Source organism: Fluviispira vulneris (genome assembly GCF_014281055.1).
GTDB lineage: Bacteria > Bdellovibrionota_B > Oligoflexia > Silvanigrellales > Silvanigrellaceae > Silvanigrella > Silvanigrella vulneris.
In genome coordinates this window covers 99,173-115,806 of sequence record NZ_JACRSE010000004.1, presented here as the reverse complement: position 1 = coordinate 115,806, position 16,634 = coordinate 99,173, and the positions used below count along the sequence as shown (strand labels likewise).

At 33.5% G+C, this 16,634-nt stretch carries 12 protein-coding genes; 11 read left to right on the top strand and 1 reads right to left on the bottom strand.

What is annotated here, in order from left to right:
* Window positions 1-22: 22 nt before the first annotated feature.
* The 7 genes from H7355_RS09800 (at window position 23) to H7355_RS09770 (ending at window position 7,674) form a co-directional block, all read left to right on the top strand.
* Complete coding sequence (locus tag H7355_RS09800) at window positions 23-2,104, top strand: heterodisulfide reductase-related iron-sulfur binding cluster (protein WP_186646999.1); 2,082 nt, start codon at window positions 23-25, stop codon at window positions 2,102-2,104.
* 116 nt (window positions 2,105-2,220) lie between these two features.
* Complete coding sequence (locus H7355_RS09795) at window positions 2,221-2,463, top strand: Sec-independent protein translocase subunit TatA/TatB (RefSeq protein WP_186646997.1); 243 nt, start codon at window positions 2,221-2,223, stop codon at window positions 2,461-2,463.
* Window positions 2,435-3,430: an ArsA family ATPase gene (locus H7355_RS09790; RefSeq protein ID WP_186646995.1), complete on the top strand. Its 996-nt coding sequence runs from the start codon at window positions 2,435-2,437 to the stop codon at window positions 3,428-3,430. The genes H7355_RS09795 and H7355_RS09790 overlap by 29 nt, the downstream gene beginning before the upstream one ends.
* A gap of 28 nt (window positions 3,431-3,458) precedes the next feature.
* Window positions 3,459-4,559, top strand: a complete 1,101-nt coding sequence (locus H7355_RS09785; protein ID WP_186646992.1) for an ArsA family ATPase — start codon at window positions 3,459-3,461, stop codon at window positions 4,557-4,559.
* A gap of 8 nt (window positions 4,560-4,567) precedes the next feature.
* Window positions 4,568-5,347: an MlaE family ABC transporter permease gene (locus tag H7355_RS09780; RefSeq protein ID WP_186646989.1), complete on the top strand. Its 780-nt coding sequence runs from the start codon at window positions 4,568-4,570 to the stop codon at window positions 5,345-5,347.
* A gap of 1 nt (window position 5,348) precedes the next feature.
* Complete coding sequence (locus tag H7355_RS09775) at window positions 5,349-6,128, top strand: ABC transporter ATP-binding protein (RefSeq protein WP_186646986.1); 780 nt, start codon at window positions 5,349-5,351, stop codon at window positions 6,126-6,128.
* Between the two features lie 49 nt (window positions 6,129-6,177).
* A complete protein-coding gene (locus H7355_RS09770; RefSeq protein ID WP_186646984.1) occupies window positions 6,178-7,674 on the top strand; it encodes an MlaD family protein in 1,497 nt (498 codons plus the stop codon).
* Between the two features lie 3 nt (window positions 7,675-7,677).
* Here H7355_RS09770 and H7355_RS09765 read toward each other — a convergent pair whose 3' ends face one another.
* Window positions 7,678-9,276: a HAMP domain-containing methyl-accepting chemotaxis protein gene (locus H7355_RS09765; RefSeq protein ID WP_186646981.1), complete on the bottom strand. Its 1,599-nt coding sequence runs from the start codon at window positions 9,274-9,276 to the stop codon at window positions 7,678-7,680.
* A gap of 158 nt (window positions 9,277-9,434) precedes the next feature.
* On the opposite strand from H7355_RS09765, the gene H7355_RS09760 reads away from it, so the two are divergent.
* From H7355_RS09760 to cheB, 4 genes are read left to right on the top strand one after another with little or no spacing between them, the layout of a single operon-like run.
* Complete coding sequence (locus H7355_RS09760) at window positions 9,435-11,189, top strand: chemotaxis protein CheA (protein WP_186646979.1); 1,755 nt, start codon at window positions 9,435-9,437, stop codon at window positions 11,187-11,189.
* Window positions 11,186-11,677: a chemotaxis protein CheW gene (locus H7355_RS09755; RefSeq protein WP_186646977.1), complete on the top strand. Its 492-nt coding sequence runs from the start codon at window positions 11,186-11,188 to the stop codon at window positions 11,675-11,677. The genes H7355_RS09760 and H7355_RS09755 overlap by 4 nt, the downstream gene beginning before the upstream one ends.
* A 9-nt stretch (window positions 11,678-11,686) precedes the next feature.
* A complete protein-coding gene (locus H7355_RS09750) occupies window positions 11,687-13,921 on the top strand; it encodes a methyl-accepting chemotaxis protein (RefSeq protein ID WP_186646975.1) in 2,235 nt (744 codons plus the stop codon).
* The gene (gene cheB, locus H7355_RS09745; protein ID WP_186646973.1) at window positions 13,921-16,260 is read left to right on the top strand and encodes a chemotaxis-specific protein-glutamate methyltransferase CheB; all 2,340 of its coding nucleotides are present in this window, start codon (window positions 13,921-13,923) and stop codon (window positions 16,258-16,260) included. The genes H7355_RS09750 and cheB overlap by 1 nt, the downstream gene beginning before the upstream one ends.
* Window positions 16,261-16,634: the final 374 nt, after the last annotated feature.

Here is a 16,634-nt window from a genome sequence, read left to right as displayed (position 1 = left end):
TGTTTATATAAGGTTTTTTTGCATGGATGCTCAACAACTCACACGACAGATTTATTGGTCGCCTTCTGGTGGATTAAACGAAATTCTTCATATGACGACATATGTTTGGCTTTTAATAGCAATGGTTATTTTTGTTTATGGAGTATGGAAACATATAAAGCTTTGGCGCATGGGCAAAGCAGAGGTTGCATTTGATCGCCCACTTGATCGTTTCCTTTTATTATTTCGCAATGTCATTGCCCAAGCTAAAGTTCTGCGAGCAAGAAGGCAGAGAGATCCAAAACCCAAATCTGTTTATGCAGCATGGATGCATGGCCTTATTTTTTATGGATTTTTAACATTATTATTTGCAACAACAATTGTTGCATTAAAAGATTATCATATTCTTGATGTTTATTATGGCTGGTTTTACGCATTCATAAAGGTTTCCTGTCAAGTAGCAGGTATAGGCTTGGCTATTGGACTATTAATGGGAATTTTTAGAAGAAGCGATAAAAATCTTGGTTTTAAACATAGCACTGGATATACATTACTTTATTCATTTTTATTTTTATTGGTTATTCAAGGCTTTTTATTACAAGGTTTTCGTTTAGCATTCCAAGAAAATGCGCCCGATATGCAATGGGCATTTTTAGGTAACGCTATTAGTTTTATTTTTCCTAAAGAAATGTCTGCAGATAATGCAAATGTTTTATATACCAGTTTGTGGTATTTTCATATGGTAACAACCATGGCATTTGTAGCGTTTATACCTTATACCCGTGCTATGCATATTGTCACTGCTTCCTTAAATTTATACACACAACGTTTAACACCAACAGTTATGCTAGCAAAAATGGATTTTGAAAATGCAGAAGCAGAATATTTTGGTGCACGTGATATAAAAGATTTTACTTGGAAAGATTTATTAAGTTTTGACAGTTGTACAGAGTGTAGACGCTGTACGGATATCTGCCCTGCTAATGCCGTGGGAAAACCACTTGACCCAAGAGAAGTTATTTTAAAATTAAAAAATAGTATGACCGTCGAAGCATTATTTTCCAAAGAAGACGATGAAAAATATTTTCTATTCGAAAATGGCACAATCACGCACAACGAGATTTGGTCTTGTACAAATTGTGGTGGCTGTGTGAATGAGTGTCCAGTGGGTATTGATCAACTGCGCACTATTATGCAACTGAGACGTTATCAAACTTTATCTTTAGGCGAAGTGCCGACCTCAGCAGGAAAAGCAATAGAAAATATCAAACAATATAGCAATCCATGGGGTTTGCCTCAAGCTGACCGCTTTAAATGGGCAGAAGGACTCGATCTGCCGATTATAACAGGAGAAACACCTGAAGTTGAATATCTTTACTATGTCGGTTGTGCTGGTTCCTATGATTTAGGCAATCAAAAAGTCGCACGTGCTGTCGTTAATATTTTAAAATATTGCGGTGTCGATTTTGCTGTTATGGGCAAAGCAGAAAAGTGTAATGGAGAACCTGTAAAGCGCTTAGGTGATGAATATTCCTTTTCAGAAATTGCAAATAGCAACGTCGAACAATTGAATAAATTAAAATTCAAAAAAATAGTCACTCATTGTCCACATTGTTTTAATACTTTAAAAAATGATTACCAAGAATATGGTGGAAAATATGAAGTCTATCATCATTCACAATTATTAACTGAATTATATAAGTCACAGAAATTAAAATTACCGGTAGAAGTAAACAAATCTGTTACTTTTCATGACCCTTGTTTTTTAGGACGGCACAATGGGGAATACGATGCCCCTCGACAAATTCTTGAAGCCGTTGCGGGTTTACGCCTTTCCGAAATGGAGTCGAGTCGTGAGACATCGAACTGTTGTGGTATGGGTGGGGGAAATATGTGGTATGAAAGTGAAGGTGGCGGTAAAATCGTAGAAAATCGCTTGAAACACGTTGCTGCCACAGGTGCGCAAACATTGGTCACGGGGTGCTCATTTTGCATGATTAACTTCAAGAGTGCGTTTCAAAACTTGGAAGAAACAAAAAATCTTGAAGTGATGGACATAGCTGAAGCGATTGCTTTAGCTATGCCAAGTGAAGCAAAGAATGCTGCTTCTATGCCGGTGAATTGATATTTGACTTATCTTTATGCTAAGGTTAACTGTGTCCGACGGTTCTTTCTTTTTTATGAAAGCGCCTCATTTTTCTTAGGATGGATCGCTTTTTAGTCTTTTTTTGGAGGGTGGTTATGCACTCCTTTAGCTTTGGTGAATTAGCTCTTATTTTTGGAATTGTTATTGTGCTTTTTGGTGGAAGTCGACTTGCTGTTGTCGGCAGATCACTGGGCGAGGGAATTTCTAATTTTAAAAAAGGTTTAAGCAATGGCGCTCAACCTGAAGATAAACAATTAAAAGCCCCCACTACTCCTGTGCAAAATCAAAATTTAGCCCAGGTGGTTGACGTTGAGCACAAAGACTCACCAAAGTCATAAAATGCAATTCTCCAATCAAATATCTCAAAAGCTTTTATTTGTTGTGGGTAAAGGCGGGGTAGGTAGAACAACGGTTGCGACATCTCTTGCGACTTATTTTGCAGGACAAGGAGAGTCTGTTCTTGTTGTTCAATGGGCATTAAAAGATTCCATTTCACCTCTGTATTCATCTCCACAGTGTTCGCACAAAGAAACTGCATTGCCAAGCGGCTTTAAAGTTATGAACTATTCAGCAGCTGAAGCCATAAAAGAGTATTTTGTTGATCATTTGAAAATGAAGCTTCTTTATTCTGTTATCATTGAAAATAAACACGTGCAGAAATTAATACATGCAGCGCCTGGTGTACAGGAGCTGTTTTTTTTAGGCCGTTTATTTTGGTTGGTTGAGTTAGCACAATGCGAAAAAGGGTATAGCTACGATCGGGTGATCGTCGATGCGCCTGCGACAGGTCATGCTGTTTCTTTATTTGGCATAGCTCCTGCAATTGCAAATTTTGGTATCACAGGTCCATTGGCAAACGAATGTGAACGAGTCGCAAAATTAATCGCTGATCCACAAAAGACAGGGGTTATTGTTGTTACCTTACCAGAGGAATTGCCAGTTGAAGAGTGTTATGAAACAATTCCAAAAATAACTAAACAATTAAATCGCAGTCCGAACGCAATTTTTTTAAATCAATCTATCAATCCACATTTTTTTAAAGGCTTCGAAAATATTAAAAATGAAGATTGGTTTATAAAAATGGAAGAAAGATTTAAACACGATAATTCAAAAGAAGAGTTAGAACTGATCTTAGCATCTCTAGCAAAAAGAGATATTTTTGAGAAAAAACTATCTTTTTGGGCTCAAAACAATCATCCACCTATACCAATTATTTCTTTACCTGATATAGGCATGATGTATAAATCAACTACGTCTCTCACAATCATAAATTCATTGGCAAAGTATTATGCAACTCTTGCTTAAGTGAATTGAATTTTAATTGAGGTAAAGAATGGGCTCTTCTTTTCCAAAGCTCCATGTTTTTTTGGGTGCGGGTGGAGTTGGAAAAACGACTTTATCTGCTTCTTTTGCTCTGTCACTCGCTAGCTCAGGAAAAAAAGTAGGGCTGTTGAGTATTGACCCTGCAAAAAGATTACAATCTGCACTTGGAGTGAGCAATTTATCCGAGCGTGGCGTGCTTATTCCACTCGGAAATAACTGCAGAGGAGAGTTACGTGCAGCTGTTTTACAAATCGGCGAGAGTCTATCGCGCTGGGTCGAAGAAAAAGGTATGCCTGCTGATAAGCAAGAAAAACTATTTGAAAATCCATATTTTAGCGCATTGGCAGAGAAAATGGCCTCTGCTACAGACACTTTGGCAGCCATTCGTATCGCAGAATGGGTTGAGCAGTATCCTGATGTAGAAGAATTGGTCATCGACACAGCTCCAGGGATTCATGCCATCGATTTTATTTCAAAACCTGAAAAAATTATGGCCTTTCTTGATGGAAAACTGGTGGAATGGCTTAAATGGTTTGTGGGTGGAGCGCAAGAAAAACAAAGTTTTTTTGCAAGAGCTTTAAAGACCGGAGCTAGGAAAATTATAGAAGGTTTGGCGCTCGTTGGTGGACGAAGTTTTTTAATTAATTTTGGTGAATTTTTGACCATGCTGGATGATGTGTTTATTACAGCAATAAAAAGATTAAAATACTCTCAAAAATGGCTGCAAGATGAAAACACTCAATTTATCTTAATTAGCTCGATCCGTGAAGATGCCGTTTTTGTTACCAAAGAATTAGGGCGAATATTGAAATATATGGGGATAAATCCTAAATTAGCAATTATTAATAGAGCATTTCCTATTCATTTAAAAAATGAAATTGTCTTTAATGAGTTTATAAATAATGAAAATGCTTTGATTGATTCTGAAAAATTGCTTTCAAATTATTTAGCAAATTATATAATGACTCAGCAAAAAATATTTCAAGAACTTATAAATTATGCAGAAATAGTTATTGAAGTCCCTATATCAGCTTCATTGGATAGAGAAAATGAATTAAGACTTTCTGATTTAACTTCTCTAGGTGATGTCATTAGAAAAGAAGTGAGATAATTTTTGATATGAAAATAATAATTTCTTTAATCGGATATATAGGTCATGTTATCCTTTCTACTATCGGTGGTTTAGGGAGATTTATAATATTTTTACGAGAAGTATTACGTTGGTCAATATTTCCACCTTTTCGTATAGGCCTTATTATTAAACAGCTTGAGTTTGTTGGTAATAAAAGTTCACTTATTATATCAATAGCAGCTTTATTTGTTGGAGCCGTTTTAGGATTACAATTGGGAGTCATTTTTCGCTTATTTAGTGCAGAAGGATTAATGGGTGCTGCCACAGGGAAATCTTTAGCGCTTGAACTTGGGCCTGTCATGTGTGGTTTTATCGTTATAGGTCGAGCAGGTGCTGCTATGGCAGCAGAAATAGCAACCATGCGTGTAAATGAGCAGATTGACGCAATGGAAGCTATGGGTGTTAATCCGATTAGTTATCTAGTTGTACCAAGGGTTATTGCAAGTGTAATTATGATGCCTATTTTAGCGGGAATATTTTTATTCATTGGAGTAGTTGGTTGTTACATTGTTGCAATATTTTATTATCGTGTGGATACAATGGTATTTTTTCAGCAGTTGCAATGGATCGTATGGTGGAGTGATGTTGTCAAAGGACTTGTAAAAGCATTATTCTTCGGGTTTATTTTTGCAACCATTGCTTGTTATAAAGGATTCAATGCGAGAGGTGGTGCTAAGGGGGTCGGTGAAGCAACCACTAAAGCGGTTGTTGCTGGCTTGCTCTCAATTTTAGTGGGAGACTTTATTATCACTTTATTTCAGGTTTAAAATGGAAAAAGTAAAAGAAAAATCAATCGTAACTTTAATTAATTTAAAAAAAACTTTTGGCAAGAATAAAGTTCTCAGAGGATTAAATTTAAATATTCCAGAGAAAAAAATCTCATATATTATTGGTCGAAGTGGTGAAGGCAAATCTGTTACTTTAAAGCATATTATTGGTATATTAAAACCTGATGAAGGTGAAGTGTGGATCGATGGTGTAGCTATGCACAACGCGAATGAGCGTGCATGGGAAAATATTCGTCAGCAAATAGGCACACTTTTTCAAGACGGCGCTTTATTTGACAGTTTAAATGTATTTGAAAACATTTCTTTTCCAATTCAAAATCATACAAAAATACCGATTGGGAAAATGAAAAACGAAGTTAAAAGTTTGTTAGAAATAGTTGGGCTTGCAAATATTGAAGAAAAATTTCCTTCGGAATTATCGATTGGTGAGAGAAAAAGAGTAGGATTAGCGAGAGCGCTTGCTTTAAAACCTAAGTTGTTACTTTATGATGAGCCGACAACAAGTATGGATCCATTAATAGCGGATCTCATCGATAACTTAATTCAAAGCACACAGAAAAAAATTGAAGGAATAACGTCTGTTGTAATAAGTCATGATATCACATCAGTGATGAATATTGCAGAATATATTTTTTTCCTGCATGAAGGAAAGGTGTATTTTGAAGGTACTCCCGAAGAATTTCAAGCGAGTCAAGATGCTCTTGTTAAGCAATTCTTATCTGGCGGCAGAAATGGTCCATTGGCAGTTCCTATCGCATAAATTAAAATTATAACAGCGTGTCAAAATCTGAGTTAAGGATCGTTCATAAATGTTAATGACATCAGAAATAAAAGTAGGTCTCTTTGCGCTCGTTGGAGCTTCGGTTTTGACAACTACGGCATTTGTTTTGGGTGGGAATCCTTTTGCCAGCAAAAAACAACATTTTCATACAGTTTTAAATAATGTTGGAGGAGTAGCTGAAAGAACGCAAATAAGAGCTTCTGGAGTAAAGGTAGGTGAAGTCACCTCTGTTGAAATATTGCCAGATGGAGCGCGCGTCAATTTCGATGTTGATTCAAACGTTAAAATTCCAAGTGGTTCTTATATAGAAATAAAATCCCGTGGAATTCTTGGTGACGTTTATATAGAAATTGTACGTAATTTAAAAGGCACGGGTGAAATGAAATCAGGGGATCAAATGCCCAGAAATCCAGAATCCAATGATATGGAAACCCTGATGACAAATCTCAATGCTATTGCAAGAGATATTAAAAAAATTAGCGGATCTTTAGCAAATGTTCTTGGCACAAGTGAAGGTGAGACTTCTATTAAAAATATCGTGTCAAATATTGAAGGTGTTACCCGCGATTTAAGAGAAATCACTGGCTCACAAAAAGAAAATTTAAAAGAAGCCATTCAAGGTTTGAGAGATACCTCTGTGAGACTTTCAAAATTGATTGAAAGAAATGATGCAAAAATTGATCAAATTATTGCTGATGTAAAAACTTTTACAACAGAGTTAAGACAAATTTCGACCCCTGAAAATCGAGAAAAAATTGAAAGTATTATAACAAGCGTTGAAGCTGCAGCGGCATCAATCAAACGGATGGCTGCAAAAGTTGAAAATGGTGAAGGAACTCTTGGTCAATTGATTGCCAAAGAAGAGACAGCAGAAGAAGTTAAAGCCACTTTAAAAAGCATTCAAGATGCCGTTCGGCCAATTTCTCAACTTAAAATCACTGTACAGGATCGTGCTGAGGCGAGACTTGCGAATGCTGTTCCTGGTGATAAATACACCAACGAACTCAATCTACTCCTCTCCACCCGTCCCGATAGATATTACTTATTAGGAATTACAAATGCTGCTTATGCTCGTAAAGTAACAAATAAAACCGAAACTTCAACTACAACTGGCAATACAACTGTAACGAATACTCAAGAAAATGTTCCTGAAGATGTAGATAAACTACGTTACAATTTACAAGTGGCGCAGCGTTTTGGTTTTATGAGTTTGCGTCTAGGATTATTTTCAAGTTCTGCAGGCCTAGCAACAGATTTCTATGCATTTAAAGATAAATTAGTAGGTACAATGGAAATTTCTCAATTTAATGGTGTGCCAATCCCTTCAGACACTCTTTATGGCAACAGAGGCTTTATCAATTTAAAACTTTTTGTAAATTATTTTATAACACCAAATTTCTTTGTCACAGGTGGGGTTGATGGACTCGTTATCAGCGAAAAACCATTGCCATTCTTAGGTGCAGGGATTTCTATCAGTGATGATGATTTAAAAGGTTTGGTAGGCATCGCTTCTATTGCGAAATAAAAATTAAAGTTTTTCAACTTGCTCTCCATTCATAATATAATTTAAATTATGAATGATTTCTAAAATTATATTTGCCTTTTCTGTGAGGTCACGACTTGCTTGGGATGAGTGATTGGCGATAGATTCGTTTGCCTGAGTTAATATTTCAATTTCAGTGATTGCTTTTACAATTTCCGATATTCCAGCTTCTTGTTCTTTAGCAGCTAAAGAAATATCAGTTATAGATTTATTGACTAAAGAAACATTTTCAACCGTATTTTCCATTACATTCGTACAATTATTTGCAAGTTCTGTGCTCTCATTAATACTTTCATCACCTAGAGCAATAATTTTAGATACTTCTGAATTAGTTACAGAAATAATATCTTCGACTTTTGCTATACTTTCAGCAAGCATTTTATTTATTTCTTTTGCTGCTTCGCCACTCATCATTGCAAGACTTCCAACTTCTTCTGCAACTACTGAAAAACCTCTGCCATGCTCACCTGCCCGTGCGGCTTCAACAGATGCATTAAAAGAAAGAAGTTTTGTTTTAAAAACAATTTCATTAATAACTTTTGTTCGCGATGATATATTAGAAATAACTTTAATAATTTCTGTGAACCTCTTATTGCTAGAAGTGACTTTTTCCATAATATTTACGTTATTGACTTTCACTTTTTCAATACAGCTTATTAGTTCGTTAACGCTTTTTTTTCCATTTAATACAGTTTCTTCACTTCTTTTCGAGAGAACACTTGAATTGAATGTACTTTCAGATGTTCTTTTTACCATTGAATTTATTTCATGGATTGCAGTACTCGTTTTTTGTAACGAATCACTTTGCGACTTTGCTGCATTGTATAACTCATGTGACGTATCGTTTATATTGCTTGCAGACATTCTTATCTCTTGACTTTGTAGGTTAAGTGATTCAATTATTTGAAATGTTACATTAGTTATTTTTTTAATAAAAATAAAACTTATAAACCCACTTAAAAGCATAAAGAAAAGTATAATGATTAAATTCAAAAGTTGAAAATTATTGGCAGAATTTTTAGCGCCTTCAATTTTGCCATTGCTTAGCTTTTCAATCGATTCTGATAGTAAATCGAGTTCGACTTCAAGTTTTTTAAATAGTATATTGAATTTATTGCTCTCTTCTAAAGCTTTTTTTCCGTTTAATGAAAAAGCTGCATTAATAACTCTTGTACTTGTATTCGAATATTCCTTTAAAATTGGCAGTAGTCTTTCAATATTAGTTTGAATGTTTTCATCTAAATTCATTTTTTGAATGTTTTCTATATAGGAAATAAATTTTGTTGTCATTTCCATATTTTCTTTTTCGATTTCGACTTTGTCTTCCGAAGTTGAACCATTCAACATTTGAAAAAGTGCCAAATTTACGTTAGCGCGTAAACCATCATGGATCATATCGGCTAGTATAGAATTTTGTATAGCAGGAAAATATAAATTAGAAAGAGAAGTTAAGCTTTTACTCGATTGATAATTGGAATATAAACTAAATATTGCAATAATAAACATATTTATAAATACTATGAACATGAGTAAATAAAATCTTTTTTTCAGCGATACTTTAAAATTTAACTTTATCTTTTTCATAATCCCGCCCTCAACAATGGACAATCGGTAAAAGTCTATTTGACTAAAGAGCTGCAATTTTTGCATCCGTTTCTTTTGCGGAGAGTTAAACTTTTAAAATTTGCAAGCGATATTAACTACAAATATTTTTAAATCCATTTGCCTGAGGATAACTTAAAATGGATGACGATTTTGAATTAGAACTGCGCAAGGTTTTTCTAAGAGAGGCTGATATTAATTTAGAAGAAGCTGAAGAAGCCTATTTGCAGTTCAGTCAAAACCCACCAAGCGATCTTTTAGCCCGCTGCTTTCGCCTTGCCCATAATTTAAAAGGCAGTGCAAAAGCCGTTGGCTTTAGTGATATAGCAGAAATTCTTCACAGGTTAGAGTCATTTTTACTTAAGTTAAAAAACAAAGAATTGAACATCTCACAAAAAATCATCAATGTCCTGTTAGTAACAAATGATAAACTTAAACATATAGTAGAGCAGATAAAAATAAATTCAGATTATAAAGTGGATACAAAAAATATAATCGCAGAGATTGATCAAGTTCAATCTGAAGAGTCCGGTCAAGCAATTGAAAATGCACCAAGTGTTAGTGAAGATTTAAAGGAAGGTGATATTCTTGTCCTATATGATGATAATGAAGTCGAAGATGCAAAAAACAATATCTTATTAAACAAAATAGAAGAATTTACAAAACAAAAAACAATAGCCTCTAAAAAGATATTATCTGAAGAAGTAATTCGCGTTTCTCTAAGTAAAATCGAAAAGCTTCAAAACTATATAGGCGAGATTGTTATAATCGAGAGTATGTTAGAAGAACAAATAAAACAAGAAAGCAATCAAAATTTAAAGAATTATTATCGACTATTAAAAAAAACTACGAAAGAAGTTCAAGAAATAATTATGCGCTTGAGATTAGTACCTATTAAACCTGTATTTCAAAAACTACTACGCACAGCACGTGACACTTCGGCTCAACTTGGAAAAATAGTAAATGTTACTTTTGTAGGTGAAAATACAGAACTCGATAAATTTATTTTGGATGAATTATCGGACCCACTCATGCATATGATTCGCAATGCAATTGATCATGGCATTGAAGAAAACGAAGAGCGAGTTACAAAAGGGAAAATGCTAGAAGGAAATATTACTGTCAATGCATCACATGAATCAGGTAATTTAGTTATCACAGTGGCTGATGATGGCAAAGGATTAAATCCTGTGCAACTATATGAAAGTGCAATTAAAAAAGGGGTAATTTCCGAAGATGTTAAGTTAGCAGACAGTCAATGCTATGAGCTTATATTTGCCCCAGGCTTTTCTACAAAAACTGAAACAACTGACATTTCCGGACGTGGAGTAGGAATGGATGTTGTTAAAACGAATATTGAGAAACTGAATGGAAAGATAGAAATCAGTTCAGCTATAAATATCGGCACTGAGTTTAAAATAAAAATTCCACTTTCTGTTGGAATTATGGAAGCCTTTATTGCTGAAATATCAAATCAAAAGTTTATTATTCCTGTCCAACAGGTGATAGAATGCTTAAGCTTAAGAAAAAGCAATTTAACATATTTAACCGGAATTGAAAATATCATTAAATTAAGAGATGAGGAAATATCTGTTATTGATCTTTCTTTAGGTTTAAACATTCATCGGAAAAAAAATGATGTGTTAAAAGATAGAGTTATTTTTATAGTCCAAGCAAATGAAAATAAAATCGGAGCCATTGTTGATAGAGTTATATCTATACAATCTGTTGTGACAAAAAATCTTGGTGAAGAATTGAGATGTGAATCAGGAATTGTTGGAAGTGTTATACTGGGTGATGGAAAAGTAGTACCTATATTGGAGATTTCTCAATTAATTAATAGTAAAAATTTTCAGAATAATCTTCAAAGAAGTATAAGTGGGCAAACGTTATGAGTGATGATCAATTAAACAAATTAAGAACGTTATCTTCAGGAGAAAATCGATATTTATGCTTTAGCTTAGGTAACGAGCATTTTAGCATTCCACTTTTACAAGTAAAAGAAGTCATAGGAATTCCAGAATTTACTCAAATACCTTATACTCCGAGCTATTTTTGTGGAATTATGAATTTAAGAGGCAAAGTTATCAGCGTTATAGATATGCGTAAGAAGTTGAATATTGTGAGCAGAGGTGAGGAGGAAAACTCAGTAATTGTCTGTGATTTAGAAAATATAACAATGGGAGCTTTAGTAGATTCAGTTGATAATGTAATAAAAATTGAAAAAGATAAAATATTGCCAAAACCAAATATGCAAACATCGATTAAAAATGATTATATAGATGGAATAATTGAACATAAAAATCAAATCATAGTTTTAATAAATTTAGCAAAATCATTAAGTATTGAAGATCTTTTACACATAGAGAATTCCGGGTCGTGAGGTGTTTGCATGCTTGAGAAATTATCTTTACGAGCTAAAATATTTGTTTTAAGTATAGGTGGAATTATTATAGTTTCTATAGCAGCAATAATTTTAATCTTTGTGAATGTTTCTCAACAAGAAGAAATGGTAAAAAGTAAGTTGTTTCTTGCTGCTGAGGATTTATCAAACTCATTTCAAGATCAGTTCTACGAGAGATATGGAGATATAAAGGTTTTTGCTCAATATTTTAGAAATATAAATGGCTATTCGCGCGATCACGTGAACACACTCAATCAATTTAGTAAATTATATGGAATTTACGATCTTATTTTAGTTTGTGATCTCAATGGAAAACTCTTAGCAGTGAACGATAGCTCCCCAGAGGGAAAAAAAAATAACAGCGAAAAATTGTATGCAATGAATTTTTCAAAAGCAAAATGGTTTAAAGAAACTTTAGCTCGAAATTTTTTGGAAGATCCTAAAAAAGGTTTTTCAAACGTTTATTTTCAAGATCCTAATTTCAATGACCTGGTAGAAAAAGTATATCAAGAGAAAAATTATGGAACAATATTTTCAGCTTTTATTTATAATATAAAAGGAGAAGCAGTAGGAATTATTAGTAATCATGCAAATTTTTTCTGGCTTGAAAATACAATATCGCGTGTTTATGACAGTTTTGCAAACAGTGGTTTAAAAAGTCTCGAAATTAATTTATTAGATTCTGAAGGAAACATTATTTTAGACTTTCATCCTGCTACAAATGGATATAAGAATATTGTGGTTCATGATGGTAAAATTCTTAACAAATTCAATCTTGTAAAAGAAAAGCAAATTGCTGCCATAAATGCACAAAAAGGCCAAGAAGGAGTTTTAGAGTCCGAAAATGTAAGACGGAAAGAGTTTCAATTTACTGCATATAAATTGGTTACAGGAATGAAAATTGCTGATAAATTGAATTGGAAAGTTTTAGTAAGAGTCGACAAAGGCGAGGCCTTGTCAGCTATTAATAAGACAAAAATTATTTTTGCTCTTTTATTAATAGCTGTTTTGCTTTTAGCTATTGCTGTTAGCATTTATTATAGTACCGGATTGTCAAAAGTTATTATGGAATTTGCCGCTAAACTTGCGCATGGGAATCAAGAATTAAATAGAACATCAGCTGAGGTTAATGAGGAAAGTCAAAAATTATCGTCTGCTTCTATCCAACAAACATCTGCTTTACAAGAAACAGCCTCTGCAGTGAATGAAATTAGTGCAATGATGAATAAAACTTCAGAGATGGCAAATATGTCAAAAAGAAAATCAGAAGAAAATCGCAAAAAGATAACTGCTGGAAAGAGTGCAATCGATAAAATGGTTCGTTCTATTGGCAATATTAAAACGAGCAATCAGAATGTTTTATCTGAAGTTTTTGAAGGAAATAAAAGAATATCAGAAATAGTTAAGTTTATATCTGAAATCGAGGATAAAGCAAAATTAATAGATGAAATTGTCTTTCAAACAAAAATACTATCCTTCAATGCTTCCGTTGAGGCTGCAAGGGCGGGTGAGCATGGCAGAGGATTTTCTATTGTGGCAGAGGAAGTGGGAAATTTAGCGCAAATGAGTGGAAATACTTCAAGTGAAATATCTGCATTACTAGAAAATAGTGTGGAAAAAGTAAGAAGTATAATTGATGATACAAAAAATAATGTTGAAAGAATAATGTTGAGTTCCAAAGAGGCTGTTCAATCTGGCGAAGAAGTGAGTCGTGAGTGTATGGAGATCTTTGAAAAAATCTTTGCAAACTCTGAAGAAGTAAATTCATTGATTAACGAAATTTCAAATTCGTCGATAGAGCAAGCGAATGGGGTTGCAGAAATAAATAATGCGATGAGCGAACTTGATACATTGACAAATCAAAATTCTAAAATTGCCCAGAAATCATCGGAAACTTCAACAATTCTTTATAATCAAAGTCATGAACTTGAAGCCCTGACGAAGGGATTGATGGATATTGTGTATGGACATAATGAAAAATCATCAACGATAGATATAAATGATGCTGCATCTTCAACTAAATCTTCCCCTAAGAGAACCGACAATAAAAAATTAAGCATTGAAAAATTTAGAAAAATGACTAAAAGTGAATTACTTAATAAAAGTAAACAATCAATAAATATTAATGAAATAAAACTTGGCAAAAATGAAAAGAATCTAAAAGATAATAGAAAAAAGGATGGAGTGCCAAAATACGACGATGATCGTTTTGAGGAGCTTTGATGAATTCGGAATGGAATGATCTCATTCTTAAAATTAAAAATATTGTAAAAGAGGAAACTGGCAATCAAGTATCTGAAAACAATATTTCCATGATAGAATCACGTTTGCAAAAACGCTTGACGAATTTAGGAATGAAATCTCCTAAGGAATATTTGGAGTATTTAGAAAAAAATATATCGCAAGAAAAAAAAGCAATTATTTCTATATTTACAACTCATCATAGCTTCTTTTTTAGAGAATACTTTCATTTTGAAGATATCGAAAAAAAATATTTGAAAAATATATTACAAGTTAAAAAAGATAAAACGATCCGTATATGGAGTGCTGCCTGTAGCCAAGGGCAAGAGGCATATTCACTGTCTATGCTTTTTCATAAGCTAAAACAAGAAAACAAATTAAATAACTGCGATTTTAAAATTTTAGCTACAGATGTGGATCATGAATCTATTGAGTATGCAAAAAACGGAGTCTATATTTATAAAGATATTTCTCAAGTCCCTATGTTTTATATTCATGGGAATTGGTTAAGGGGCCTAGGTGAGATTCGTGACTATGTTAAACCAAAAATTCACATTAAAAACTCAGTTACTTTTGAGGAAGCAAATTTAACAAAGCTCGGTCAGAAATATTTATCCGAGAAGTTTGATATTATTTTTTGTCGTAACGTTTTAATTTATTTTAATAATGAACAAATTATAGAAATTATAAAAAATCTATTACATCGACTTGAACCGCATGGAATTTTGGTCTTAGGTATCAGTGAATCAATTAATAATCTTAATCTTCCTGTAAAATTATTTTCAAACGCAATATATTCACACAGTACTTTTGAAGAAAAAGAATTGAATATAACTCTCCAAGATGTTAAAAAGTCGCTTATTAAAGTGCTCGTGGTTGATGATTCTCCAACAATTTTGCTTTTAATGAAAAAAATTCTTACAATTGAAAATGGCTTTGAGGTCGTTGCAACTGTGAGCAGCACTGAGCAAGCGCGCGCAGTTTTAAAATCAAATAAAATTGACATAATGACTTTAGATATTCATATGCCCGGAGAAACAGGCATAGAGTATTTAAAAACCTCATTTGTGAAAGGAAAGCACCCACCGGTTTTAGTCGTCAGTTCTATTGAAAGAGATGGAACTAACATTGCAAAGGAAGCTCTTGATCTCGGAGCATCTGATTATGTTGAAAAACCAGATTTAAAAAATATGGATGAGTCGAGTGAAGAAATTTGTTTTAAGATAGATACGATTTTAAAACAATATAAAGTAACAGATAAAACAAACAATAAAACTCCTCTTGTCTTAAAAGAATTACAAAATACGATTCGTGTTCTTATTGTTGATGATTCACCGACCATTCGAGCACAACTTAAGAATATATTAGCAAAAAGTAGCAATATTCAAGTTGTGGGTGAAGTGGAAGACCCACGACAACTTGATAAACAAATTCAATTATTAAAACCAGATGTAATTACTTTAGATATCAACATGCCATATCTAAGTGGTATCGATATTTTGCGATTAATTATACCTCGTTATAAGATTCCAACGGTTGTTGTTAGCGCACTGAATTTAGAAGAAGGCTCTCTTGTCATGGAAGCTCTAGAGCTAGGTGCGGTGGATTTCTTTCAAAAACCAGAGTTACGAAATATAGTCGAAGAAGGTAAAATATTAATAGAAAAAATTATTTTAGCAAAAAGTGCGAAAATTTCTTTGCATAGAGATCGAGTTTATAATTATAATGAAAATAAAGTTTTGGATGAACAGTATTTAATAGCGATAGGTTCTTCAACAGGAGGGACGGAAGCTTTAAAATTGATTTTAGAACATCTTCCATCACAAATACCACCTATTTTGATTGTTCAACATATCCCTGAAGTTTTTTCAAAAGCTCTTGCAGATAGACTAAATAATATATGTCCTTTTGATGTAGTTGAAGCAACAGACAAAGATATTTTAATGCCCAATAAAGTTTATATAGCACCTGGAAATTATCACATGATCGTAAGAAAACATATGAATAATTTGCAAATTCAAACGACTGGTGCAGCTGTGGTGAATGGGCATAGACCTTCTGTAGATGTATTATTTTATTCATTAGCACAATTAAGATTACAAAAAATGTTAGGGATTATATTAACCGGCATGGGAGTTGATGGTGCCCAAGGGTTAAAGCAATTAAAAGAAACTGGGGCTAAAACAATTGCACAAAATGAAGAAACTTGTGTGGTTTTTGGTATGCCTCGTGAAGCTATTAAGTTAAATGCAGTCGATTTTGTTGAACCGCTTGAGAATATTGCAAATAAAATAATCAATTTAACTAAGGTGTCTGATTAATCATCATTTTTTATTTGGATAAATTCGACGGGTGGTGCAAAAATCATCATTTTGAAATTTATTAAATTCGACGGGTTTGAGTCAGAGAAGACTCCTCTGGGCAGAGTTGCTGGCCGCAAATGCCCTTCGGAGCCATTCTCTTACTCTCCCCTCTAAATTATGCTATTCGACGCTCTGCTGTTTATACGACAAACGCTCGATTTTAAATGACCGCTGCTGATTTATGCTACATAACTTTATCATATGCGACATTCGGTTTATTTTAATAAATAAAATATTTACTTAAAAATATTTTTATGCTAACAATTTTTCCTAATTGCTCAAAGAGGTTTTTATAAAGAACATAATCTGCCTAAAGATTCATTTATAGAAAA